Origin of the sequence: Microbacterium sp. NPDC079176 (assembly GCF_040686675.1) — a bacterium.
Lineage (GTDB): Bacteria > Actinomycetota > Actinomycetes > Actinomycetales > Microbacteriaceae > Microbacterium.
On the sequence record NZ_JBFBLM010000004.1, the window covers coordinates 425,076 to 448,810 of the forward strand.

Genomic DNA, 23,735 nt, shown 5'->3' on the forward strand with positions numbered 1-23,735 from the left:
GTGAGGTCAGTGCTGGACTCGTGCGATCCAGGCTTCGACCTCGTCCGCCGTGCGCGGGATGTCCGCCGAGAGGTTCACCGGGCCGTCCTCGGTCATCAGGATGTCGTCCTCGATTCGCACACCGATACCCCGGTACTCCTCGGGAACGGTGAGGTCGTCGATCTGGAAGTAGAGGCCGGGTTCGATCGTGAAGACCATTCCCGGGGCGAGGATGCCGTCGTAGTACATCTCACGCCGGGCCTGAGCGCAGTCATGGACGTCGATGCCGAGGTGGTGCGACGTGCCGTGCACCATGTAGCGGCGGTGCTGCCCGCCGGTGTCGCCGTCCAGCGCCTCCTGTGCGCTCACGGGGAGCATTCCCCATTCGGCGACGCGCGCGGCGATGACGCGCATGGCCGCCTCGTGGACCTCGCGGAAGCGCACCCCGATTCGAGCCGCGGCGAACGCGGCATCAGCGGCCTCGCGCACCGTCTCGTACACCCGGCGCTGCACCTCGGTGAAGGTTCCGGAGACGGGGAGCGTGCGGGTGATGTCCGCGGTGTACAGGCTGTCCGCTTCGACGCCCGCGTCGACGAGGATGAGGTCTCCCGGCACGACCGTGCCATCGTTGCGGGTCCAGTGCAGGTAGCAGGCATGGGGACCCGATGCGGCGATCGTGTCGTACCCCTCGCCGTTGCCGTCTTCGCGCGCGCGGCGGTGGAAGACGCCCTCGACGACGCGCTCGCCGCGAGCATGAGCGATCGCGTCGGGCAGCGAACGGATGACGTCCTCGAATCCCTGCGCAGTGATGTCCACCGCTCGGCGCATCTCGGCGATCTCGTACTCGTCCTTCACGAGCCGCAGCTCCGAGACGAAGCGGGTGAGGTCGTCGTCCTCGTCGAGCACGAGCTCTCCCTCGGCGGCCGAGAACCTCTCGAGGTGGTCGGTCGCGATGTCGAGGTCTGCCGCGACGCCGGCGAGAGACGGGCGAGGGCCGATCCAGAATTCACCGACCGTGGCGTCCGCATAGAACTCCGTGGTGGTGCGATCGGCGCGCTCCCGGAAGTACAGCGTCACATCGTGGCCGGACTCGGCCGGCTCGAACACGAGGATCGAGTCGGGCTCGGCATCCGAAGCCCATCCCGTGAGGTGTGCGAAGGCCGAATGCGCACGGTACGGGTAGTCGGTGTCGTTGCTGCGCTGCTTGAGCGAACCGGCAGGGATGACGAGTCGCTTGCCGGGGAAGGCAGCGGACAGGGCGGCGCGACGCACGGCGGCGAACGGCGCCTGCGCTCGCGGCGCGGGGATCGACTCGGGGCGCTCCGCCCATCCGGTCGAGATCGTGTCGAGGAATCCGCGGGGGAAGGGCTGCTTCCGATTCGTGGTGATCGTGTCGGCGGGAGTCTCGGTCGTGGGCTCTGCGATCGTGTCGCGCTCAGCGGTGCTCATCCCTCCAGTCTGTCACCTGAGCGACGGCCACGGCATGTCAGCCTGCGGGTTCGAGCTGCACCACGAGACCGCGGTGGTCGCTTCCCGAGCCGCCGATCACGACGGAACCCGTCGTGGACCAGCTCGGCGACGCCATGACGTGGTCGATCGGGGTGCTCAGCAGCGCCGGCAGCGAGCTCGGCCATGTGCCGCTGTATCCGTTGCCGGAGCGGCTCGCGCCGTCGCGGCAGTACCCCATGTCGCCGCCGTCGACGCCGAGCCCCGCCATGTGGTCGATCGTCGCGTTGAAGTCACCCGCGAGGATGAAGTTCCCCTCGGGGCACTGGTCAGCGATCCAGCGCAGGTCGCTCTGCCACTGCGCCATGTCCTCCATCCGGGGCGCGACGGCGTGCACCGCGACGATCGTCGGACCCTCGCCATCGACCGGCATCAGCACCGCGCTGGGCACCGAGCCGGTGTTGTTGGAGCCGTCCTCGGACGACTCGATCACGGAGTACTCGCCGAGGTCGGGGGAGACGAGGACGGTCGTGTGCCAGGACTTGGGGCCGTCGACGACGTCGGGCTTGAACTGCACATGGTGCACCCACATGGGGTGATCCTGATCGCGCAGCAGCACGGCGATCTGCTCGCCCACCTCTTCGGTGGTCTCGGGCAATGCGACGACGTCAGCGCCACGCTCGAGGATCTCCCGCGCGATCTCCTCGGCGGACACCTCGTCGCCGGCGGTGTTCCAGGTGAGCACCCGGATGCTCGAATCGGTGGCGGCGGGGAGCGTGTCCGCGCCGAACCCGCGCATGAAGCCGATGACTCCCGTCGCACCGGCGCCGAGCAGGGCGACGATCAGTACGGATGCCGCGAAGCCGCGCAACGGCTTCGCGAGCAGGAGCAGCAGCGAAACGGCCGCGACGAGGAGGAATGCCGCCAGGACCACGCCGCGGGCGGCGACGATCTGCGCGAACGGATAGGTCTGCTCGAGATGGAAGAACTGCGGCCAGACGACGACGGCCGTCGCGATCGCGAGCAGCACGGTGACGAGGATCCCCAGTAGTCGAAACATCCTCTTCAGCCTAGAAGTCCTCTCTGTGAAGTCCCTAGAGCGACAGGCGTGCGCGGCCGACGTCCACGGTCGTCGGTACGCTCGGAGCATGGCCACCGCTCGATCCCGCCGTTTCGCCGGTCCGTCCGACCTGCACATGCACTCGAACCACTCGGACGGAACGGAGTCGCCCGGCGATGTCGTGCGCCAGGCACACCGGTTCGGGGTGCGCACGATGGCGCTGACCGATCACGATCGCACGACGGGGTGGGACGAGGCGGCGGCGGCGACGGCCGAGCTCGGGATGACGTTCATCCCCGGCATGGAACTCTCCGCGAAACACGAGTGGCGCAGTGTGCACGTGCTGGGCTACCTCTTCGATCCGCTCGACGAGGCGCTCGGATCCGAGACCGATCGCATCAGAGACGACCGGATCGGTCGTGCCGAGCGGATCGTCCGCAGCATCGGTCGTGACTACGACCTCGACTGGGACGATGTCCTCGCCCAGACCACTCTCGACGCGACGGTCGGCCGTCCGCACATCGCCGATGCCCTTGTGGCCCGCGGAATCGTGCGCGACCGCACCGAGGCGTTCGACGGGATTCTGCACCCCAGAGAGGGTTACTACGAGCCGCACTACGCGCCCGACCCGCTCACGGCAGTGCGTCTGATCACCGAGGCCGGAGGGGTGGCGATCATCGCGCACCCTGCCACGATCGGCCGCGACCACATGATGCCGGTGCCGTTCATCGAGCAGCTCATCGCCGCAGGCCTGGGCGGTTTCGAGATCGATCATCGGGAGAACACCGCGGCAGGCCGGAAGACGCTGCACGCGATCGCCGCGAAGCACGATCTCATCGTCACCGGCTCGAGCGACTATCACGGCACCGGGAAACCCAATCTGCCGGGCGAGAACACCACATCCGACGAGATGGTGGAGCGACTGATCGAGCGCGCGACCGGCTCCGCGCCCCGCTACGCCTGACGCCGGGACGGCAGAGGGGCGGATGCCGCAGCTGCAGCATCCGCCCCTCTGTGAGTCCCTGAGGTGGAGTCGATCAGGCTCCGACGACCGGAGCCGCTCCCGCGCCGCCCGAACCCCCGCGGCGACGACGGCGACGACGGGCCGGGGCCGGCTTGCCGTCGTGATGCTCCCTGCCTGCGCCGTCGTGGGTGCCGGCGCCCTCGGCGCCGCGGTCCGCTGACGGCGAGGACTGAGAGTCTCCGGCTGATGCGTCGGCAGCGCCCTCGGCGAACGTCGAGCCCACCGGGGTCGAGCCGCCCCGACGACGCCGACGACGGCGGGTGCCGCCCTCATCCGTGCCCTCGGCCGCGGCATCGGCCGCACGCTCGGGGCGCGGTGCGCGCTCGGTCTTCACCGACTGGGTCTTGGGAGCCGAGACGAGACGGCCCTTGGTGCCTGCGGGGATGTCGAGGTCACTGAACAGGTGCGGGCTCGAGGAGTAGGTCTCGACCGGGTCGGGCTGCCCGAATTCGAGGGCGCGGTTGATCAGCGCCCACTTGTGCAGGTCCTCCCAGTCGACGAAGGTCACGGCGATGCCGGTCTTGCCCGCACGGCCGGTGCGACCGGCGCGGTGCAGGTACGTCTTGTCCTCGTCGGGGATGGTGTGGTTGATGACGTGCGTGACATCGTCGACGTCGATGCCGCGGGCGGCGACATCGGTCGCGACGAGGACGTCGCGCTTGCCGGCCTTGAACGCGGCCATCGACCGCTCGCGCTGGTCCTGTCCCATGTCGCCGTGCACGCCGCCGACGTTGAAGCCGCGGTCGCTGAGCTCGTCGACGAGGCGCTGCGCGGCGCGCTTGGTACGGGTGAAGATCACCGTCTTGCCGCGACCCTCCGCCTGGAGGATGCGGGCGATGATCTCGTCCTTGTCGAGCGAGTGGGCGCGGTACACCAGGTGCTTGATGTTCGCCTGCGTGAGACCCTCGTCGGGGTCGGTCGCGCGGATGTGGATCGGGTTCGTCATGAACCGACGAGCCAGCGCGACGATCGGTCCGGGCATGGTCGCGGAGAACAGCTGGGTGTGACGGACGGCCGGGACCTTCTGGAAGATCTTCTCGATGTCCGCGAGGAATCCGAGGTCGAGCATCTTGTCGGCCTCGTCGAGCACGACCTCGGTCGCGTTGGAGAGGTCGAGCAGACGCTGGCCGGCGAGGTCGATCAGGCGACCGGGCGTGCCGACGACGATCTGGGCGCCCGCCTTGAGCTGGTCGATCTGGCCCTCGTATGCCTTGCCGCCGTAGATCGCGACGACGCTGGTGGAGCGGTTGCTCGTCAACAGGTCGATGTCCTCGTACACCTGCACCGCGAGCTCGCGCGTCGGCACCACGATGAGCGCCTTGACGCCGTGCTCGGGGTCGAGGCCGAGCCGCTGCACCACGGGGATGCCGAAGCCGAACGTCTTGCCTGTTCCGGTCTTGGCCTGGCCGATGATGTCCTGGCCCGGAAGGCCGAGGGGGATGGTCTGCTCCTGGATCGGGAATGCGTCGACGATGCCCTTGGAGGCGAGAGCGTCGATGATGTCCTGATCGATTCCGAGATCAGCGAAGGTTGTCAATGTTCAGATGCCTGTCCGGCGACCTGCGAGGATCGCCATGTTCACGGATCCACGCCGTCTCTTGTGCCACAGGCGCGGGCCCCGCTCCGACGGCGGGGACAGGGACAGCCTACCCGAGGGGGTGGCGACGCCCGGGAATATCGCGTCCCCCGGGTAGTGTGAACCCCGTGGTGAACTGGTTCTGGAAGCGTAGGACGCCCCGGCGCACGATGACGTTGCGCAGTCGGGGCGATCAAGGAGCGGCGACGCGGGTCGACTTCGCCGAACTCGCGCCGGAGCTGCCGCGATTCCTGGGACAGGCGGCGTACCTCCAGCTGGGGTACTTCGAGACGCTCACGCGGCTGATCAGGGCGACTCCGGAGCTCTCCGAGAAGGAGGCGCTCTCCCGGGCAGCCGGTGCTGCGCTCACCAAGCATCGGGCGATCGTCGAACTCATCGCGGAGCGCGGAGACGATCCGACGCAGCTCATGCTCCCGTTCCGGGAGAACCTCGACGCCTTCCGGCGCAAGACCATCGGCGCGCGTCCGCGGGAGACTCTCCTCGCCGTCTACATCACGGCAGGGATGCTCGACGACTTCTACTTCGCACTCGCCTCGAGCTACGGCGACACGGGGGAGAGGGTCGCGGAGATCCTCTCCGAGGACGACGCGCGACACGAGATCGTCGCCATCATCCAGGAGACGATCGACGGCGACGGCGAGTGGCGGTCGCTGCTCTCGATGTGGGCGCGCCGGCTCGTGGGGGACACGATCCTGGTGTGCCGGTCCGCGCTGCGTCAGCCCGAGCTCGCCGCGATGAGCGAGGACCGCGTCGAATTGGTCTACACCGAGCTGATGGGCGCGCACGCACGCCGCATGGATGCGATGGGTCTCGCCTCCTAGCCGACGGACCCGGCCGACGGCATCAGATGCCGAGCGCCGCCTTGGCCGCGGCATCGCTGCGTCGGCGCGACGCGACGATCACGACGGTGGCGACTGCCGCGATGCCGACGGAGCCCACGACGCTCGCGAGCCATAGCCAGATGCTGTCCTCGCCCACGCCGAGCCACTGCAGGCCGGTGTAGACGACGGCCGCGAGGGCCGTGGCGACAGCGGGGGTGAGAGCGACCCCGCGCAACTCCCGCCCACCGATCATGTAGTGGGCCGCGATGCCGAGCGCGCACGCCCCGACGAGAGCGAGGAGGATGTACATCGTGGGGTCAGGCGAAGAAGCCGACGCGACGAGACTCCTCGGTGCCGAGCTCGATGTACGCGAGGTTCGCGGTCGGAACCAGGTAGGAGTTGCCCTTGACATCGGCGAAGCTCAGGTGAGAAGTGTTCTGCTCGAGAGCCGAGGAGACCTGCGTGCGGACCTCGTCCGCGCTCGATGCGGTCTCGAAGCTGAGCTCGCGGCCGGTGTTGATGATGCCGATGCGGATTTCCACGCGTACTCCTGTTTTCCAGTCGACGATGCTGTGGTCGAGTCGACCTCGGAGGTCGACGACTGAGCCCAACTCTACCGGGCGGCGAGGTGACGGGATCCGCGGATCGGGCCGGTTTCGCCCTGAGCGCACACCGTCGCGAGACGCCGACGCCCGGCGATGTCGGCGCGCCGCAGTAGCGTGGAGGACATGACAGAGGATGCCGCGCAGAACGCCGTGATCGGTGCAGACGCCTCGGCATCCGGCGTCATCATCGGGGCGCCCGGCACGGGCAAGACCCGCACTCTCACCGAGCGCGTCGTCCATCTGCTCGACACAGCGGGGATGCGTCCGGAGCAGGTCCTCGTCCTCACTCCCAGCAGGCAGGCGGCGACCGCGCTGCGGGACCGCATCGGGGTCAGGATCGGTCAGGCCACTCCCGGGCCGCTGGCCAGGTCGCTCGGGTCGTTCGCATTCCAGGTGGTGCGCGGAGCGATGGTCCGCGAAGGGGCGGAGCCAGCGGCTCTGCTGACCGGCGCAGACCAGGACCGCCTGATCGCCGAGCTCCTCGCCGGCGATGCGGAGGACGAGCGCATCGACTGGCCGCAGGCGCTGAGCCCCGCCGTACGCGCCTCCAAGGGGTTCCGCTCCGAGCTCCGTGCCTTCCTCGCGGAATGCGTCGAACTGGGGGCGCAGCCAGACGAGCTGCGCACGTCCGATGTCCCCGCCTGGTCGTCCGTCGCCGAGTTCCTCGTCGAATACCGCGCCGTGCTCGACCTGGCACGGGCATCCCACCGCGACGCGGCAGACCTGCTCGCCGAGGCGTGCACGATCCTGCGCACCGCCGAGCCGAGTGCCCTCGGCCCTCTCGCCGACCTCAGGGTGGTGCTCATCGACGACGCGCAGGAGCTGACGCGCGGTGGCATCGCGGTGGTCGAGGCGCTCCGTGCGCGAGGCACGGCAGTGCTCGCCTTCGGCGATCCTGACATCTCCTCCGGAGCTTTCCGCGGCGCGAGCCCCGAGTTGTTCGCGCAGCTCGCCACGGCGCTGGGCGAGGTCCACGTGCTCGATGTCCCTCATCGTCAGGCGCCGGCGCTCACCGCGCTGACCCGCACCGTCACGCAGGCGATCGGCGTGTCGGGTCGCGTCGACCACAGGCGCGCGCCCGAGCCCGTCGCCGCGCACAGCCCGGGCGCCCCCGGCGACGTGAGCACCTTCATCGCCCCGTCACCGCATGAAGAGCTCGACCGCATCGCGGGTGTCATGCGCGAATGGCATCTCGTGGATGACGTCCCGTGGGATCGCATCGCGGTCATCGCACACGACACCAGGCAGGTCACGCAGCTCGACGCAGAGCTCGCCGCGCGGGAGATCCCGACGAGAGCCGCGGGCGTGCAACGTCCTCTCGGCTCCGAGCCGATCGTGCGCGACATCGTCGGCATCGTGCGCCTGGCCCTCACGCCGGCCGAGGAGCGGACTCCCCAGGACTGGGAGGAGGCGCTCCGCACTCCCTTCGGAGGCATGGATGCGATCGGGCTCCGACGCCTTCGCGCTCGTCTGCGCCATATCGAGCTCGACCTGGGGGGCTCGACGCCCGCACGGGAACTGCTGCGCCAGGCGCTGGCATCGCCCGACCACTTCACGCTCATCGACGCCCAGGAATCGCGCCTGGCCGCGCGCTTCGCCGCGACGATCGCAGATGTGGCCGCCGCGGCTGCCGACGGCGAGACGATCCACGATCTCCTGTGGCGGGTCTGGGACCAGGCCAGAGCGGTCGACGGGCGCAAGCTCCAGATCGCCTGGCGTGAGATGTCGTTGCAGACCAGCGGCGCGGAGACGGCGCGAGCCCTCGATGCGCTCGTCTCCCTGTTCGGTGCGGCCAAGCGATTCGTCGAGCGCACCCCGAACGAGAAGCCGGAGGTCTTCGTGCGCGACATCCTCGACAGCGAGGTGCCCGAAGACTCCCTCTCGAGTCCCGACCGGCCGGGCCGTGTGACCCTGCTCACACCGGCGACCGCACTCGGAACGGAGTTCGACGCGGTCGTGGTGGCCGGAGTGCAGGACGGAATCTGGCCGAATGTGCGGCTGCGCGGCGGGATGCTCCAGTCCTGGCGTCTCGCCGACGCACTGCTCGCATCCCGCACCGGAACCGCCGAGCACCCGCCCGAGGCACTCGACAGGAGCCGCGCCGCTCTGCACGATGAGCTGCGGCTGTTCGTCCGCGCCATCTCTCGTTCGCGGAGCAGACTCCTCATCACCGCGGTCGATGACGACGACATGACACCCAGTGCGTTCTTCGGCTTCCTCCCGCCGCCCGACCCGCCCGAGCTGCATGCCTCGGCCGAGCACCCGCTCACGCTGCGCGGTCTCGTGGCGCGTCATCGTCGGGTACTGACGACCTCGAGCGTCCGTGCCGCCCGAGACCACGCCTCCGCCCAGCTGGCGGTGCTCGCGCGGGAGGGAGTGCCGGGTGCCGATCCGGACGAGTGGTACGGAGTGATGCCGCCGACGACCGATGCACCGCTGCACGACCTCGCCGTCGACGCCGCCCGGGTCTCGCCGTCGCGGATGGAGTCCTTCGAGGAGTGCGAGCTGAACTGGGCGGTGTCCGCCCTGGGCGGCGACACCGTGATGCCGCCGTCGGCCGGAATCGGCACGATCATCCACGAGGCGATGGAGCAGGTGCCCGACGGCGAACTGGACCGTCTGTGTGACGTCCTGGCCGAGCATTGGCCGGAGCTCGATTTCGAGACGGCCTGGATAGGTCGCAAGGAGAGGCGCCGCGCCGATCTGTACATCGATCGACTGCACAGCTACCTGTCGGACGTGTCGGACGAAGGCGGTCGAGTGATCGCCGGCGAGGTGGAGTTCCGGTTCGCGGTCGAGGTGCCCGAGCAGGAGGGCATCGCGCCGGGCGTGCGTGTGGCGAGCGTCGACGGCGACCCCCATCCGCACCATGCGATCGTGCACGGCTTCATCGACCGGGTCGAGGCGTACACGGCGGGTGGTGGAGAGCATGCGAAGGCGCGGGGACAGAAGTGGACGCGCATGGCCGATGCGCAGAGCGGGGAGCGAGTCGTGGTCGTGGACTTGAAGACCGGCAAGTACGAGCCGGAGAGCGAGCAGAAGGTGGCGGACCACGCCCAGCTCGCCGCATACCAGGTGGCGGTGCAGGAAGGACTCGTGGCGGGAGCGGATCCTGCGGCCCTCGCCGGCGCGCGCCTGGTCTTGGTCGCCAAGACCCTGGCCGGCAGCGATTTCCGCGTGGCGCACCAGCACACCCTCGCCGGTGAAGAGCGTGTCCAGTTCCTCGGGCGGATCGCGGAAGCCGCCCGAGGGATGTCGGCGGCGAGCTTCACGGCCCATGTCGAGGCTCACTGCGCGGACACGCAATGGCGAGTCCAGCCGTGCCGCATCCACACCGTCGCCGCGGTGAGCGCGTGACGGCGTGGACGGGAGCGGGGAACGGGATCTCTGCTCTGGACGTCGCCGCCGCGCTCGGTCTCCCCGCACCGACGGAGGCCCAGCAGCGGGTGATCGAGTCGCCACCGGCGCCGGCTTTGGTGGTCGCGGGCGCGGGCAGCGGAAAGACCGAGACGATGGCCGGCCGCGTCGTCTGGCTGGTCGCGAACGGGCATGTGCGACGCGATCAGATCCTCGGCCTGACCTTCACGCGGAAGGCCGCGGGTGAGCTCGCGGAGCGCATCGGCGTCCGTCTGGCGCTCATCGACGAATATGGGAGACGAGGATTGCTGCCGCACCTGCCTGAGATCGTGGCGAGCGGTGCCCTCGATCGGGTGTCGAGAGCCGCGAACGCCAGACAGCGCGAGGTCGTCCGATCGCAGGTGCTCGACGAGCTCGCCGCACGTTTCGGCACCGGGGCGGTCTCGACCCCCCGTTCGGCCGAGGATTTGTTGATCCGTCCGAAGGTCTCGACCTACAACGCGTTCGCGGATGGCATCGTGCGTGAGCACGCGGCGCGCATCGGGCGCGACTCCGACGTCGCCATGCTCAGCCAAGCCGCATCCTGGATGCTCGTGCGCGACGTGGTGCTGCGCGCCGACCTGCCGGAGCTGGAGGAGATCGACCGGTCGGTGGCGGGGGTGGTCGACGCGGTTCAGAGATTGGCCGGCGACTCGCTCGATCACCGGGTCGATCTCGACCGCGCCGATCGCATCGCGCTGCGCCAGGCCGAGGCGTTCGAGCCGTACCTCAGCAACGCGGAGGTCGCGACCGCGGCTGCGAACCTGCGCGCTCTTCCCGCTCTGTCCGTCCTGGTGCGCGATTACATCGCCGAGAAGGAGCGCCGCGGAGTGCTGGACTTCGCCGACCAGGTCAGCGGCGCCTACGACATCGTGGAGTCGTCTCCCGACGTGCGCGAGGACCTGCGGCAGCAGCATCAGGTGGTGCTGCTGGACGAATACCAGGACACCTCGGTGATCCAGACGCAGTTCCTCGCCCGACTCTTCCGCGACACCGCGGTGATGGCGGTCGGGGATCCGCACCAGTCGATCTACGGATGGCGAGGCGCCAGCGCGGACAATCTGCACGCCTTCGCGCGCACCTTCTCCGAACACGAGAGCGTCGGCAACTACAGTCTGATGACGAGCTGGCGCAACGACCGGAGCATCCTCGGTGTCGCCAACCGCATCCTCGGTCCGCTGCGCAGGCCCGGATTGGATGTGCCACCGCTCGAGTCTCGTCCCGGCGCCGGCCCCGGGGCGGTCGAGATGAGCTTCCCGCTCACCGTCGATGACGAGGCTCGCGCGGTCGCCGAATGGTTCGCGGCGCGTCGCGCGGAGCACGACGACCTCGCGAAGCCGCATACCGGAGCGGTGCTGTTCCGGTCGAAGCGGCACATGCAGACGTTCGCGGCGGCCCTTGCCGCAGAAGGGATTCCGCACCGCATCCTGGGGCTCGGGGGACTCCTGGCGACCCCCGAGGTCGTCGATGTCGTGTCGACGCTGCGCGTGCTGCACGATCCGACGGCGGGCTCTGCGTTGATCAGGCTCCTCGTCGGTCCTCGATTCTCCGTCGGTGTCGCCGACATGGCGGCGTTGCAGCAGCTCGCGGCGGAGCTCTCCCGTCGGGACAGCGGGCTGCTGCCGCTGGACGACGAGCTCCGCAAACGCATCCGCGCGTCACGGGGGGCGGACGAGGCGCTGTCGATCATCGACGCCGTCGACGTGCTCCGCGGTCTCAGCGACGACTACCGCCTTCTCGCCGGGATCACGCCGGACGGGCGTTCTCGCATCCGTGCCGCGGGCGAGATGCTCGAACGCCTCCGACGGGCGTCGTCGCTTCCGCTTCCCGATCTGCTGAGGCTGATCGAGCTCGAGCTGCGTTTGGACATCGAGCTCGCAGCGAACGAGACCAGAGGGCCGGCGCGTATCGCGGCGACGCAGCTGCGCGCGTTCACTGACGAGGTTCGGTCGTTCCTCGCCGCAGACGAACGGGGGACCATCTCGAGTCTCCTCGCCTGGTTGGAGAAGGCCGAGAGCACAGACGAGCTGGTGCCGCGGCCCGAGCCGCCCGAACCCGGGGTCGTCCAACTTCTGACGATCCACGGATCCAAGGGGTTGGAGTGGGATGCGGTCGCCGTCGTCCGCATGGTCGAGGGCGAACTGCCGTCGCGCCCGACGGACACCTCAGGATGGTTCGGCTTCGGAGTGCTGCCGTTCGCTCTGCGAGGCGACAGCGCGGCCCTGCCGACCTTCAGTTGGATCGCGCCCTCGGACGAAGAACTCGATGCGGCGAAGCGGCTGAAGGCAGGTATCGCATCGCTGACCAGCAGGAGCAAGACAGCGCCGGGCGCGATCACGGTCTTCAAGGACGCCTACCGCGAGTATCAGCAGGAGGAGGAGCGTCGACTCGCCTACGTCGCCGTCACCAGGGCGCGCAGTCATCTGCTTCTGACCGGGGCCCACTGGGCGGGGCAGAAGCAGCCGAAGAAGCCGAGCCCCTATCTGACCGAGGCGATGGAGATTCTCGGAATCGCTCCGATCGAGCCCGTGGATCCGGACGAGAACCCCTACGACGGCCCCGGCGCAACGCTCACCTGGCCTCTCGACCCGCTCGGCGCTCGGCGTGGAGTCGTCGAGGCAGCCGCCGCTGCCGTGCGCGCGGCAGCCGACGGGGAGCCGGAGGCCGCTCCCGAACTGGCGCGTCTGCTCGCCGAGCGCGCCGCCCGATTGCGTGGCACCGACGCATCACCGCCCACCCGGGTGCCGGCCTCCCGCTTCAAGGACTACGTCACCGATTTCACCGGCACCGTGTCTTCCATCGTCCGCCCGATGCCTGAGCGGCCGTATCGGCAGACCCGGCTGGGCACGCTGTTCCACGCATGGGTCGAGCGGCGGAGCGAACTCGTCGGCGTCGGTCAGCGCGTCGACGAGGCGCTGTGGGAGGTCGACGAGGATGATCTCTCGTTCGTCGAGACCGTCGGCGGAGCGGAGGTCTCGTCCGCCGACGCCGCCGACCTCGAGACCCTGCAGTCGATCTTCGAGGCCAGCGAGTGGGGAGCGCTCAAGCCCATCGCGGTCGAGATCGAGATCGACTTCGCGCTGGGTGGCGCTGTGCCGGGTGACGAACGCCATATCGTCATCTGCAAACTCGACGCGGTCTATCGACGCGAAGATCGCGGCGGGCGCATCGAGATCGTCGACTGGAAGACGGGCAAGGCCCCACGCACACCTCGGGAACGGGAGGAGCGGATGCTGCAGCTCGCGCTCTACCGTCTCGCCTACCACCGTCGTTTCGGAGTGCCCCTGGAGGAGATCGACGTGGCGCTGTACTACGTCGCGGACGACCTCGTCATCCGCGGTGACCGCGTCTACTCCGAGTCGGAGCTCTTCCAGCGCTGGAGCGCTGCTCGGGCAGCCCGCTGAGCCTCGTCCTCCGGCGATCCCTCGTCTGAGCCGTCCGCTCGCTCAGTCCGCGCCGGGTCATCGACCGGGCGTCGCTCCGCGGTGGGCTCCTGCGCGGTGTGCCTGCGCACGCCTGAAAGATCTTCCGTCTCGAGACCACCGACCTCGAGACGACGAGCGGCGTCCGCGGCGGCGTCGCTGAGATCGCTCGTCGCCTGATCGTCGGCATCGCCATCAGGACCGTCGGCGTCGTCGTCGCGCCACAGCTCGTTCGGGTTGTACGCGTCGGTCTGCATCGACGTGTCGGCCCCCGCCGAGGCGCGTGCCGGCACTCTGTCGAGCGCGTCCAGGGCGGACTCGACGCCCTCGTTGCGCGACGCGATCACGCCGAGATCGTCGCTGTGCAATCCTTCGGCGAGTGCCTCGAGAAGGGCGGCGGCGTCGTCGACGATGTCGGGTCGGTGCAAGGAGTCGCCGTGGACGAGCCATCGGGCGAATTCGAGCTCGGCGAGCAGGCGTGCGCGCACCTCGAGAGCGCCGTCCGGCCCGCGGTCGGCGGCCCGAGCGTACGCGGCATGGACGTCGTGCGCCGCATCAGGGGCGGTGGACAGCCACGACAGATCGATCGCCGGATCTCCGACGGAGAGCGAATGCCAGCCGATGAGTCCGGTGACCTCGGGACCGAGATCCGGGTCGTCCCGGAAGATGAAGGAGGTCGACTGCACGCCGCCCAGCACGACCGTCGATTCGAACCGCCAGAGATCGTCATCGGCGACGGCGTCGCGCCATCGCACGGTGAGTCGCGCGGGGACGCGCCCGGTCGATGCCGCGGAGTCGATCAGTCGAGCGAGTTCGTCGCGGCTCTCCTGCGCAGACCGCGTCGCCAATCCGGCGCCTCTCACGACGGAGGTGGGCAGGGAGTGCACTGCCGCGATCGCCGCACCCATCGATTCGGCGGCGCCACGGCCGGCCGGCACCATCGCCGCCTCGATCTGGAATCCGGGCAGCAGCTCCGTCACGAGCGCGCGGGCGTCTGCGAGTCGCGTCTCGCCGATGTATTCCGGGGCTCGGAAGGGGAGCATCGCCCGCGCACCGGCCGTCAGAGCCCGCAGCGCGAGGGCCTCGGCGGCCAGCTCGCGTGAGGTCTCGTCGTCATCGGCGACACGGATCGCGAGCTCGCGCCCGTCTGCGAGAGTGGCGACCGCGGAGTCGAAGCGTCCGTCACCGTCGGCGCTGAGCGTGCGGGCCCCGATCACCTCGGCGCCGGGCAGTGCGGCAGTCACCGCCGCGGCTAGAGTGAATGGAGAGCGTCCCATGCCTCCAGGGTAGGTGGACGTGGGGGTGGTCCAGCTTCCGCCACGCCCGTGAGAGAGGGAGACGATGATCGCCGGCAGCAGCATATCCCTCGATCGCGCAGCGGATCTGCGGGTCGAACCCGGAGTCCTCGATCGTCTGCGCGCCGACGAGGCGACGCGGGTCATCGCCGTACGAGACGGCCGCGTGCGCATTTCGGGCGCCGACCTCGAATCGGCCACGCTGCTGCGGGTTCCCGCCGCCGAGATCGTCGATGCGACCTGGGCGCTCCTCGGGCGCGAAGGTGACGGTACCGCCGTGCTTCTCGCCGTTCTGCAGCCCGAGGGCGACACCGTCGACACCGCACCCGACGAGGTGTGGCTGGGACTCCGCGACCTCGGCGCGCGTCTCGGCTCGGGTGACACGGAGCTGCTCATCGAGGCGCTCGCGCTGGGAGGCTGGCTGCGGGACGCACCGTTCTGCCCCCGATGCGGCGGAGGGACGGAGCTGCGCCAGGCCGGATGGTCGCGCCGCTGCCTCGTCTGCGGTCGCGAGCACTTCCCTCGGACGGACCCAGCCGTCATCGTCGCGGTGGAGAGCTCTGACGGCGAACGGCTCCTGCTCGGGGCGAACGCCAATTGGGGCGGCCGGATGTACTCCTGCTTCGCCGGATTCACCGAGGCGGGCGAGTCGTTGGAGTCGACCGTGCATCGTGAGCTCGAGGAGGAATCCGGCGTTCGGCTGGCCTCGCTGCGTTACGTCTCGTCTCAGCCGTGGCCCTTCCCTCGCTCGCTCATGCTCGGCTTCCGTGCCGTCGCTCTGGATGAGCACGAGCTGCGGCCCGACGGGGAGGAGATCATCGACGTCCGCTGGTTCACCCGTGACGAGATCGGGTCCGCTCTCGCCGGTGACGGACCCGTCGGCCTCCCCGGACCCGCGTCCATCGCCCGCGCACTGATCCTCGACTGGTTCGAGGAGCGCGCGTGAGCGCGCTCGAAGCCCTCGACGATCGACAGCGGGAGGCGGCATCCGTGCTGCGCGGTCCTGTCGCCGTGCTCGCAGGTGCGGGAACCGGGAAGACCCGAGTGATCACTCACCGGATCGCCCATGGCGTCGACACGGGTGCATACTCGCCGTCGCGCGTCATGGCGGTGACCTTCACGGCCAAGGCGGCGGGCGAGCTCAGGGGTCGTCTGCGCGCGCTCGGCGTCGAGGGCGTGGCCGCGCGGACATTCCACGCCGCCGCCCTCGCCCAGCTGAACTTCTTCTGGCCCACACTGGCCGGATCGCCCGCTCCGTCGATCATCGACAACAAGGTGAGGCTGCTCGGCCAGGCTGCCGACGCGATGCGACTGCGGCCGAGCACCGCGACGCTTCGCGACCTCGCCTCGGAGATCGAATGGCGCAAGGTGTCGATGTTGTCGATCGAACAGCACGCGTCGCTCGGCCGCACGTTGAGCGGCGTCGACTCCGCTCAGTTCGTCGAACTGCAGCAGCGCTATGAGGCGCTGAAGGACGAGCGGCGCCAACTCGATTTCGAGGACGTGCTGCTGGCCTGCGCCGGGATGCTCGAGGCCGAACCTCGCGTCGCAGCGTCCGTGCACGAGCAGTATCGGCATTTCACGGTCGACGAGTACCAGGACGTCTCTCCGCTCCAGAACCGCCTGCTCGAACTCTGGTTGGGCGATCGCAAGGACATCTGCGTCGTCGGTGACGCGAGTCAGACCATCTACTCGTTCGCCGGCGCCGAACAGCGATTCCTCCTCGAGTTCGAGCGGCGGCATCCCGATGCCACGGTCGTGCGTCTCGAGACCAACTACCGTTCGCAGGCCCCGATCCTCGAAGCGGCGAACGCCCTGATGAAGGGGCGGCCGGGCGCCCTCGAACTCGTCCCGGCGAGAGAGACGTTCAACGCGGATTCGCCCACGGTCACGGCGTACGACTCCGAGCGCGACGAGGCAGAGGGGATCGCCGCCGCCGTGGCGGCGCGGATCGAGTCAGGGGCTTCGCCCTCCGAGATCGCCGTGCTCTACCGGGCTCATGCGCAGTCCGCGGTGCTGCAGCAGGCGCTCGCCGCCGAGGGCATCGCGACATCGGTGCTGGGTGGAACCCGGTTCTTCGCGATGCCCGAGGTGCGACAGGCGATCCTGGCCCTGCGGGCCGCCGCGGTCGCGCCGACCGAGCACGGTTTCCTGCCCGGGGTCCAGAGGGTCCTCCGCGAGCTCGGTCTCTCCGACGAGCCACCTGCGGCCGGGGGAGCTCAGCGCGACGGCTGGGAGGCTCGGCGGGCGATTCTGCGTCTCGCCGAAGACGCCGGACCCGATGAGACCCTGCGCACCTTCAGCGACGCGCTCATGGCGCGCGCGAAGGACCAGCACGAGCCCACCATGCGCACCGTGACTCTGTCGACGTTGCACGCCGCCAAGGGTCTCGAATGGCCGCATGTCTACCTCGCGGGGTGGGCGGAGGGCGCACTTCCGATCTCCTACGCCACCGGCTTCGAGGCGATCGACGAAGAGCGCCGCCTCGCTTACGTCGGCGTCACGCGGGCCGCGCGTACTCTCTCGCTGTCGTGGTCGCGCTCAGCGGGACGCGGGGAACGCGCCCCGTCGCGGTTCCTGGCAGAGATGGGAACGACTGCTCGCGGCACCGGCATTCTTCGTGAAACGTCACCGAGCGCCAGTCGCGGCGCCCCTCGCCGCTGACCTCCACGAACGAGCCCGGGGCCGCGCTCTCTGCGAGCAGCCGCGCGACGAGCATCGCCGCCTCCGTGATCCGCGCGGCACTGATCGGACCCGCGCCGCGCCCGATGAGTTGGGCGTGCATGCGGGGCCAGGCATCGTCGCGCTCGCGTTCATGCTCGTCGCGGCAGGTCAGGCAGGCCGATTCGCCGGGCACCACCAGGGGTCCGACCGTGATCCGTCCTCGCTCGAGCGCGACCGGCAGGTGCGAGGTGTCGTCGCGAAGGTAGCGTGCGAAGTGCAGCGCGGCCGCCGCACCTTCGACCAGCACGATGCCGATGTCGCGGGGATTCTCCCGCTCGCCGACGGCGATGCCCTCGTCGAGGAGCGCCTCGCGCATGCGGAACTCGCATCGCGCGTCGGCGACGTCGATGCTCTCCACCCACGCAGCCGGGGGAGCGGGAGAATCGTCGACGAGCAGCGGCTCGAGCCGCGACAGGAGCATCCGCGCCTCTGCGCGCGGGGCGCCGGCGGCATGTGCCACGACATCGAAGCCCCCGCGCCGGAATCCGGCGGCCATCCGAGCGATCAGACGCTCGACCCACGGTTCCGAGGCGGCGATGCGCAGCGTCCCCTCGATGCCGATCTGCAGTGTCTCACCGTCGCGCCAGAGCAGTGGAACCGCGGGGTCCAGGCGAGTGATGGTCTTGGGTGTCAGAGGAGACATCCCTCGATTCTGCGCAAAGCCGAGCTCCCGGTGGGGGAGTCGCGGGCATCCGTGGAAAAGTCCTCGAGACTCTGCCACCCCGTCGGTCACACGGGTCGGTCTCCCCCTGGGCCGTCGTCACCGTCGGTGTCCTGCTCGCCTTCGGGCGTCTCCGGCTGCTCTCGCGAGAAGTCGTCGCCATCCAGCAGACGTGCCAGCGCCTCGTCGAACTCATCGGCGACCGGCTGCTCTCCCCGCGCGCTCGCCTGCAGTCGCGCCACGAGCGCCGACGGGTCGTCGATGTCGTCCGACGTCGGCATGAGGTCGGCGTAGTCCCACAGGGAGTCGCGCCCGGCGATGCCCACGGCGTCTGTCACCGCCTGCCACATGGCCGACGCCTCGCGCAGACGACGGGGCCGCAGCTTGAGTCCGACGAGAGCGCCGAGTGCGTCCTCGGCGGGACCGCCCACCGCGCGGCGGCGGCGAGCGGCTTCGGCGATGCGGGCACCGTCGGGAAGACGGGAGGTGGCCTGCGCTGTCACGACGTCGACCCAGCCGTCGATCGTCGCGACGAGGTTCTCGAGTCGGGCCAGTGCCTCGCGCTGCGCGTCGGTCTGCGTGGGAAGCAGCGCACCGCCTTCGATGGCCGCGCGGAGCTCTTCGGGGTTGGACGGGTCGAGACGGCTTGCGACGTCCTCGAGTGCATCCACGTCGACCGTGACCCCGCGGGCGAAATCGGTGATCTGCGCCATGACGTGCAGGTGCAGCCACTTCGAGTGGCGATACAGCCGGGCGTATGCGAGTTCGCGGGTCGCGAGATAGAGGGTGATCTGGTCTTCGGGGATCTCGAGACCCTCGCCGAATGCTGTCAGGTTCTGGGGGATGACAGCGGCAGTGCCGGCCGGAAGCACCGGGATGCCGACGTCTCCGCCCGACACCACTTCGAGTGCGAGGTTGCCGAGAACCTGGCCGAACTGCGCCGCGAAGACCGAGCCGCCGAGACCGCGCATGAGCTTGCCCGCGCCCTGCACGACGTCGCGCATCTCTTCGGGCACCTGCGTGTCGAGCGCGCTGGTGAGCGCATCGGCGATGCTCGTCGACACGGGGCCGGCGATCTCCTTCCACACGGGCAGGGTCGCTTCGACCCATTCGCCGCGCGTCATGGCCTTCGGCGACTCGCCGAGTTCGGAGATCGTGGTCGCCTCGCCGAGCCAGAGGTCCGCGAGGGCGAAGGAGTCGACAAGCGAGGTCCGCGAGCCGTCGGTGATGCCGAGACCGTCGCGGTTGGCGATGTGCAGCGCCTGCCGCAGCGCGTTCTCCCAGGGATCGCCGCCGAACGCACCCTGCAGCTGCGACATGATCGTCTGCATCATCGCCGGGTCGATCTGGATCCCATCCATGCCCGCGAAGGCGTTCTGCAGCGCCTCGGGGTCGATGTCTCCGGCGCCCTGGCCGGACATCATGCGTCGGAGGAACTCTTGGAAGTCCTCGGGGGTCGGGTCGTTGTCTGACATGTCGCTCGCCTCTCAGCACGCCTAAAGCCGTGGCATCTACGCTAGTCACAGGATCGGCCGCGAGACCCCGAAGCGGACAGATCGCTGTACGCCGCCCGCGAACGACGGAGGAACCCTGTGGATCGAACCCGGTCTGTCAAGCTCGGACTGGGAGTCTGGGCGCTGGTCGTCGCGTTGATCGCGCTCGTCGTGCTGACCTTCCTCCCGACGCCTTACGTGATCCAGCGTCCGGGCCCGGTCTACGACACCCTCGGCACCGCGGCAGGAGCCGACGGCGAGCAGGTTCCGCTCATCCAGGTCGACGGCGCCGAGACGTTCGAGACCGGAGGGACTCTCGACCTCACGACCGTGCAGGTCGTCGGAAACCGTGAGCGCACCCCGAGCTGGTTCGAGCTCGCTCTCGCGTGGATGGACTCCTCACGAGCGGTGGTGCCTCTCGACTCCGTGTTCCCCGAGGGGGTCACGACGGAGCAGCGCGACGAACGCAACGCGACACTCATGGTGGACTCGCAGCACGAGGCGACCGCGGCAGCGCTCAACGAGCTGGGCTACGACACCGGAGCCGAGGTCGTCGTCCAGGAGGTCGTCGAGGATGCACCGGCCGAGGGAGCACTCGAGGCGGAGGACGTCATCACCGCAGTGGACGGCGCCGCGGTGACCTCCGCGAAGCAGCTGCGTCAGGCGATCCAGGATGGGGAGGGCGCGCCGGTCTCGCTCACCGTGCAGCGCTCCGGCGAGGAACAGGTGGTCGAGGTGACGCCCGTCGAGCAGACCGACGGTGACGTGACGACGTGGCTGATCGGTGTCACGTTGCGCACGGACTACGATTTCGAGATCGATGTGACGCTCCAGCTCGACAACGTCGGTGGACCCAGCGCCGGGATGATGTTCGCGCTCGGCATCATCGACACCCTCACCGAAGGGGAGTTGAACGGCGGCGAGAACGTCGCCGGCACCGGCACGATCGAGGCCGATGGGACGGTCGGGCCGATCGGCGGCATCCGTCAGAAGCTCTACGGTGCCCGTGATGCGGGGGCGGAGTACTTCCTCGCTCCGTCGACGAACTGCGACGAGGTCACCGGCCACGTGCCGGACGGACTGACCGTGATCAGCACCTCGACGCTGGAGGAATCGCTCGACGCGCTCGAGGTGATCGCGAACGGCGGCGACGTGGGATCGCTCCCGACCTGCGACGTCGTGACCTCCCCGTGACAGGTATGACAGCCGCAGCACAGTAAGGCGTGCCTAGGATGGGAGGGTGACCTCGACTTCTGCACCGAACCCGGCCACTCCCCGAACCTCGCGAAGAATCTTCGGTATCTCGCTGGCGATCATCGCCGCGCTGATCGCCGCCTTCTTCGTCTTCGCGTCGCTCTACACCGAATTCCTCTGGTTCGACCAGGTGGGCTTCGCGGGAGTGCTCACCACCCAATGGTTCGCCACGGCGGTGATGTTCGTCGTCGGATTCCTCGGCATGGCCGTGCCGCTGTTCGTCGCCATCCAGCTCGCGTACCGACTGCGCCCCGTCTACGTGCGGCTCAGCTCGCAGCTCGACAGGTACCAGGAGGTCATCGAGCCGCTCCGCCGCCTCGCGATGTGGGGCATGCCGATCTTCTTCGGCCTCTTCGCCGGCTTCTCGGCGGCCAGCCAGTGGAAGACCGTCTGGCTCTGGGCCAACGGCGTCGCGACCGACGCCACCGACCCGCAGTTCGGCGTCGACACCGGCTTCTACATGTTCGCGATGCCGTTCTACTCGATCCTGCTGGCTTTCGTGTCTGCGGTCCTGCTGCTCACCCTCATCGTCACCGCGCTGGTGTCGTACCTCTACGGGTCGGTCCGCATCGGTCAGGGCGAGCTGCGCATCTCGAAGCCCGCACGCATCCAGCTCGCTGTGATCGCGGGGCTGTACCTTCTGGTTCAGGCGGCGAGCCTGTGGCTCGACCGCTACAAGACCCTCGTCGCACAGGACGACCGCATCGTCGGCCCGGCCTACACGGGCGTCAACGCCACGATCCCCGGCCTCGCGATCCTCGCGATCATCGCCGCGCTCGTCGCCATCCTCTTCTTCGTCACGGCCGTCATCGGCCGCTGGCGGTTCCCTCTCGCCGCGACCGCGCTGCTCATCGTCGCCTCGCTCGTCGTCGGCGTCGGATTCCCGTGGGCCGTCACCACGTTCCAGGTCCGGCCGAACCAGAACGCCTACCAGGCGGAGTTCTACCAGCGGAACATCGACGGCACCAAGGAGGCGTACGGGGTCGCCGACCTCGAGACCACCCCGTTCGAAGCCGAGACCGATGCCGAGGCCGGCCAGCTGCGTGAAGACGCCGAGACCACCGCATCGATCCGCATCGTCGACCCCAACGTGATCAGCCCCGCCGTGCGACAGCTCGAGCAGTACCGCGGCTACTACCAGTTCCAGGAGAAGCTCGACGTCGACCGCTACGAGATCGGCGGGGAGATGCAGGACACGGTCGTCTCCGTCCGCGACCTCGACATGAACGGCGTCGACGTCACGAACTGGAACAACCGCGCCGCTGTCTACACGCACGGCTACGGCTTGGTCGTCGCAGCGGGCAACCAGCGCACGCCCGACGGCGAGCCGGTCTTCCTCGAGCGTGGCATCCCGTCCGACGGCTTCCTCACCCAGCAGGAGGAGTTCGAGCCGCGCGTGTACTTCGGCGAGAACTCGCCGGAGTACTCGATCGTCGGCTCTCCCGACGGAACCGATCCTGTCGAGATCGACTATCCGCGAGGCAAGGACGGCGCCAGCGAGACCAAGACGACGTTCGAGGGCGACGGCGGACCGAAGATCGGGAGCAGCTTCACGAAGCTGCTGTACGCGCTGAAGTTCCAGTCGGAGCAGATCCTGTTCTCGAACCTCGTGAACGAGGACTCGCAGATCCTGTACGACCGCGATCCCAAGACGCGCGTGCAGAAGGTCGCCCCGTACCTCGAGCTCGACAGCGACCCGTACCCGAGCGTCGTGGACGGCAGGATCGTCTGGATCGTCGACGGATACACCACGAGCTCGACCTACCCCTACTCGACGAACGTGAGCCTGTCGGATGCGATCGCCGACTCGAACCTCCCGTCGCCGACGCTCGCGATCGACGAGATCAACTACATCCGCAACTCGGTCAAGGCCACGGTCGACGCCTACGACGGTTCGGTCACCCTGTACGCATGGGACGACCAGGATCCCGTGCTGCAGACCTGGCAGAACATCTACCCGTCGACGCTCAAGCCGGTGAGCGACATGTCGGCCGATCTGATGAGCCACGTCCGCTACCCGACAGACCTGTTCAAGGTGCAGCGCGACATCCTCGGCACCTACCACATCGACACCGCCGGCTCCTTCGCGCAGCAGGACAACCGCTGGCAGACGCCGAACGACCCGCGCAGCGAGCAGGTCCTGCAGCCGCCGTACTACCTGACGATGCAGATGCCGGGTCAGGATTCCCCGCGCTTCTCGATGTTCTCGACGTTCATTCCTTCGGCGCAGGGCGGCAGCAACCGCGACGTGCTGATGGGCTATCTCGCGGTCGACTCGGATGCCGGATCGGAGGCCGGCGTGAAGGCGGAGGGCTACGGCCAGCTTCGGATGCTCGAGATCGACACCGATACGACCGTGCCGGGCCCCGGCCAGGTGCAGAACACCTACAACTCGGACACGGCTGTGGTGCCGCAGCTCAACCTGCTGCAGCAGGGCGAGTCCGAGGTGCTGTACGGAAACCTCCTCACTCTGCCCGTGGGCGGCGGTCTGCTCTACGTGCAGCCGGTGTACGTGCAGTCCTCGGAGGGCACCAAGCTGCCGCGTCTGCAGAAGGTCCTCGTGGCCTTCGGCGACAAGGTCGCGTTCGAAGACACGCTGACCGCCGCGCTCGACACCCTCTTCGGCGGTGATGCCGGTGCGACCGGTGGAGACGATGAGGTCGAGCCGACCGAGCCCGACCCGGACACCGGTGAGGTCCCGACCGAGCCGACGGTGCCGACCGACGCCGAGGCCGAGGCTCTTGCAGCCGCCCAGCAGGCGCTGACCGACCGAGAGGCCGCATTGAAGGCAGGCGACCTGACCAAGTTCGCCGAGGCCGACAAGCGCCTCACGGATGCCGTGAACACGCTGCTCGGACTGGAAGCCGCCTCGGGGGAGTAACACCCCGGCCCCGTCTGCACACGATGCCGTCCCTCGTTCGCGAGGGGCGGCATCGTCCGTTTCTGCCGACGCCCGCG

The 23,735-nt window shown here is 69.1% G+C and carries 15 protein-coding genes; 8 read left to right on the plus strand and 7 right to left on the minus strand.

The window, feature by feature from the left end:
- Positions 1-6: 6 nt before the first annotated feature.
- Complete coding sequence (locus AB0P11_RS12450) at positions 7-1,428, minus strand: aminopeptidase P family protein (protein ID WP_363522232.1); 1,422 nt, start codon at positions 1,426-1,428, stop codon at positions 7-9.
- A 37-nt stretch (positions 1,429-1,465) separates the two neighbouring features.
- Positions 1,466-2,485 carry an endonuclease/exonuclease/phosphatase family protein gene (locus AB0P11_RS12455; protein ID WP_056278102.1) on the minus strand — a complete coding sequence of 340 codons (1,020 nt, stop codon included), beginning with the start codon at positions 2,483-2,485 and terminating at the stop codon, positions 1,466-1,468.
- A gap of 88 nt (positions 2,486-2,573) precedes the next feature.
- On the opposite strand from AB0P11_RS12455, the gene AB0P11_RS12460 reads away from it, so the two are divergent.
- On the plus strand, positions 2,574-3,449 hold the full coding sequence (locus AB0P11_RS12460; RefSeq protein WP_363522235.1) for a PHP domain-containing protein: 876 nt from the start codon (positions 2,574-2,576) through the stop codon (positions 3,447-3,449).
- A gap of 73 nt (positions 3,450-3,522) precedes the next feature.
- On the opposite strand, the gene AB0P11_RS12465 is transcribed toward AB0P11_RS12460, so the two are convergent.
- On the minus strand, positions 3,523-5,046 hold the full coding sequence (locus tag AB0P11_RS12465) for a DEAD/DEAH box helicase (RefSeq protein WP_363522237.1): 1,524 nt from the start codon (positions 5,044-5,046) through the stop codon (positions 3,523-3,525).
- Between the two features lie 167 nt (positions 5,047-5,213).
- On the opposite strand from AB0P11_RS12465, the gene AB0P11_RS12470 reads away from it, so the two are divergent.
- A complete protein-coding gene (locus AB0P11_RS12470; protein ID WP_053095594.1) occupies positions 5,214-5,927 on the plus strand; it encodes a ferritin-like fold-containing protein in 714 nt (237 codons plus the stop codon).
- A gap of 22 nt (positions 5,928-5,949) precedes the next feature.
- Here the strand turns inward: AB0P11_RS12470 and AB0P11_RS12475 are convergent, their stop codons facing one another.
- Positions 5,950-6,237, minus strand: a complete 288-nt coding sequence (locus tag AB0P11_RS12475) for a hypothetical protein (protein WP_363522239.1) — start codon at positions 6,235-6,237, stop codon at positions 5,950-5,952.
- Positions 6,238-6,244: 7 nt separating this feature from the next.
- On the minus strand, positions 6,245-6,469 hold the full coding sequence (locus tag AB0P11_RS12480; RefSeq protein ID WP_053095596.1) for a DUF3107 domain-containing protein: 225 nt from the start codon (positions 6,467-6,469) through the stop codon (positions 6,245-6,247).
- A 186-nt stretch (positions 6,470-6,655) separates the two neighbouring features.
- On the opposite strand from AB0P11_RS12480, the gene AB0P11_RS12485 reads away from it, so the two are divergent.
- Positions 6,656-9,889: an ATP-dependent DNA helicase gene (locus tag AB0P11_RS12485; protein ID WP_363522241.1), complete on the plus strand. Its 3,234-nt coding sequence runs from the start codon at positions 6,656-6,658 to the stop codon at positions 9,887-9,889.
- Complete coding sequence (locus AB0P11_RS12490) at positions 9,853-13,332, plus strand: ATP-dependent DNA helicase (protein WP_082586549.1); 3,480 nt, start codon at positions 9,853-9,855, stop codon at positions 13,330-13,332. Before AB0P11_RS12485 ends, AB0P11_RS12490 begins: the two co-directional genes overlap by 37 nt.
- Here the strand turns inward: AB0P11_RS12490 and AB0P11_RS12495 are convergent.
- Positions 13,278-14,627, minus strand: coding sequence for a phosphotransferase (locus tag AB0P11_RS12495; RefSeq protein WP_363522244.1), 1,350 nt, complete (start codon positions 14,625-14,627; stop codon positions 13,278-13,280). The genes AB0P11_RS12490 and AB0P11_RS12495 overlap by 55 nt on opposite strands.
- A gap of 64 nt (positions 14,628-14,691) precedes the next feature.
- On the opposite strand from AB0P11_RS12495, the gene nudC reads away from it, so the two are divergent.
- Positions 14,692-15,591, plus strand: a complete 900-nt coding sequence (gene nudC / locus AB0P11_RS12500) for an NAD(+) diphosphatase (protein WP_363522246.1) — start codon at positions 14,692-14,694, stop codon at positions 15,589-15,591.
- The gene (locus tag AB0P11_RS12505; RefSeq protein ID WP_053095601.1) at positions 15,588-17,309 is read left to right on the plus strand and encodes an ATP-dependent helicase; all 1,722 of its coding nucleotides are present in this window, start codon (positions 15,588-15,590) and stop codon (positions 17,307-17,309) included. Before nudC ends, AB0P11_RS12505 begins: the two co-directional genes overlap by 4 nt.
- A 789-nt stretch (positions 17,310-18,098) precedes the next feature.
- Here AB0P11_RS12505 and AB0P11_RS12510 read toward each other — a convergent pair.
- On the minus strand, positions 18,099-19,505 hold the full coding sequence (locus tag AB0P11_RS12510) for a zinc-dependent metalloprotease (protein WP_363522248.1): 1,407 nt from the start codon (positions 19,503-19,505) through the stop codon (positions 18,099-18,101).
- Between the two features lie 117 nt (positions 19,506-19,622).
- On the opposite strand from AB0P11_RS12510, the gene AB0P11_RS12515 reads away from it, so the two are divergent.
- On the plus strand, positions 19,623-20,717 hold the full coding sequence (locus AB0P11_RS12515; RefSeq protein WP_082586550.1) for a PDZ domain-containing protein: 1,095 nt from the start codon (positions 19,623-19,625) through the stop codon (positions 20,715-20,717).
- 46 nt (positions 20,718-20,763) lie between these two features.
- A complete protein-coding gene (locus tag AB0P11_RS12520; protein WP_363522251.1) occupies positions 20,764-23,658 on the plus strand; it encodes a UPF0182 family protein in 2,895 nt (964 codons plus the stop codon).
- The last annotated feature ends 77 nt before the right edge of the window (positions 23,659-23,735 follow it).

Bases quoted from the DNA above. Each gene is read 5' to 3' on its own strand.
- AB0P11_RS12475 (WP_363522239.1), bottom strand. From the start codon at position 6,237: ATGTACATCCTCCTCGCTCTCGTCGGGGCGTGCGCGCTCGGCATCGCG.
- AB0P11_RS12495 (WP_363522244.1), bottom strand. From the start codon at position 14,627: ATGGGACGCTCTCCATTCACTCTAGCCGCGGCGGTGACTGCCGCACTG.
- nudC (WP_363522246.1), top strand. From the start codon at position 14,692: ATGATCGCCGGCAGCAGCATATCCCTCGATCGCGCAGCGGATCTGCGG.
- AB0P11_RS12510 (WP_363522248.1), bottom strand. From the start codon at position 19,505: ATGTCAGACAACGACCCGACCCCCGAGGACTTCCAAGAGTTCCTCCGA.
- AB0P11_RS12485 (WP_363522241.1), top strand. From the start codon at position 6,656: ATGACAGAGGATGCCGCGCAGAACGCCGTGATCGGTGCAGACGCCTCG.
- AB0P11_RS12455 (WP_056278102.1), bottom strand. From the start codon at position 2,485: ATGTTTCGACTACTGGGGATCCTCGTCACCGTGCTGCTCGCGATCGCG.
- AB0P11_RS12450 (WP_363522232.1), bottom strand. From the start codon at position 1,428: ATGAGCACCGCTGAGCGCGACACGATCGCAGAGCCCACGACCGAGACT.
- AB0P11_RS12460 (WP_363522235.1), top strand. From the start codon at position 2,574: ATGGCCACCGCTCGATCCCGCCGTTTCGCCGGTCCGTCCGACCTGCAC.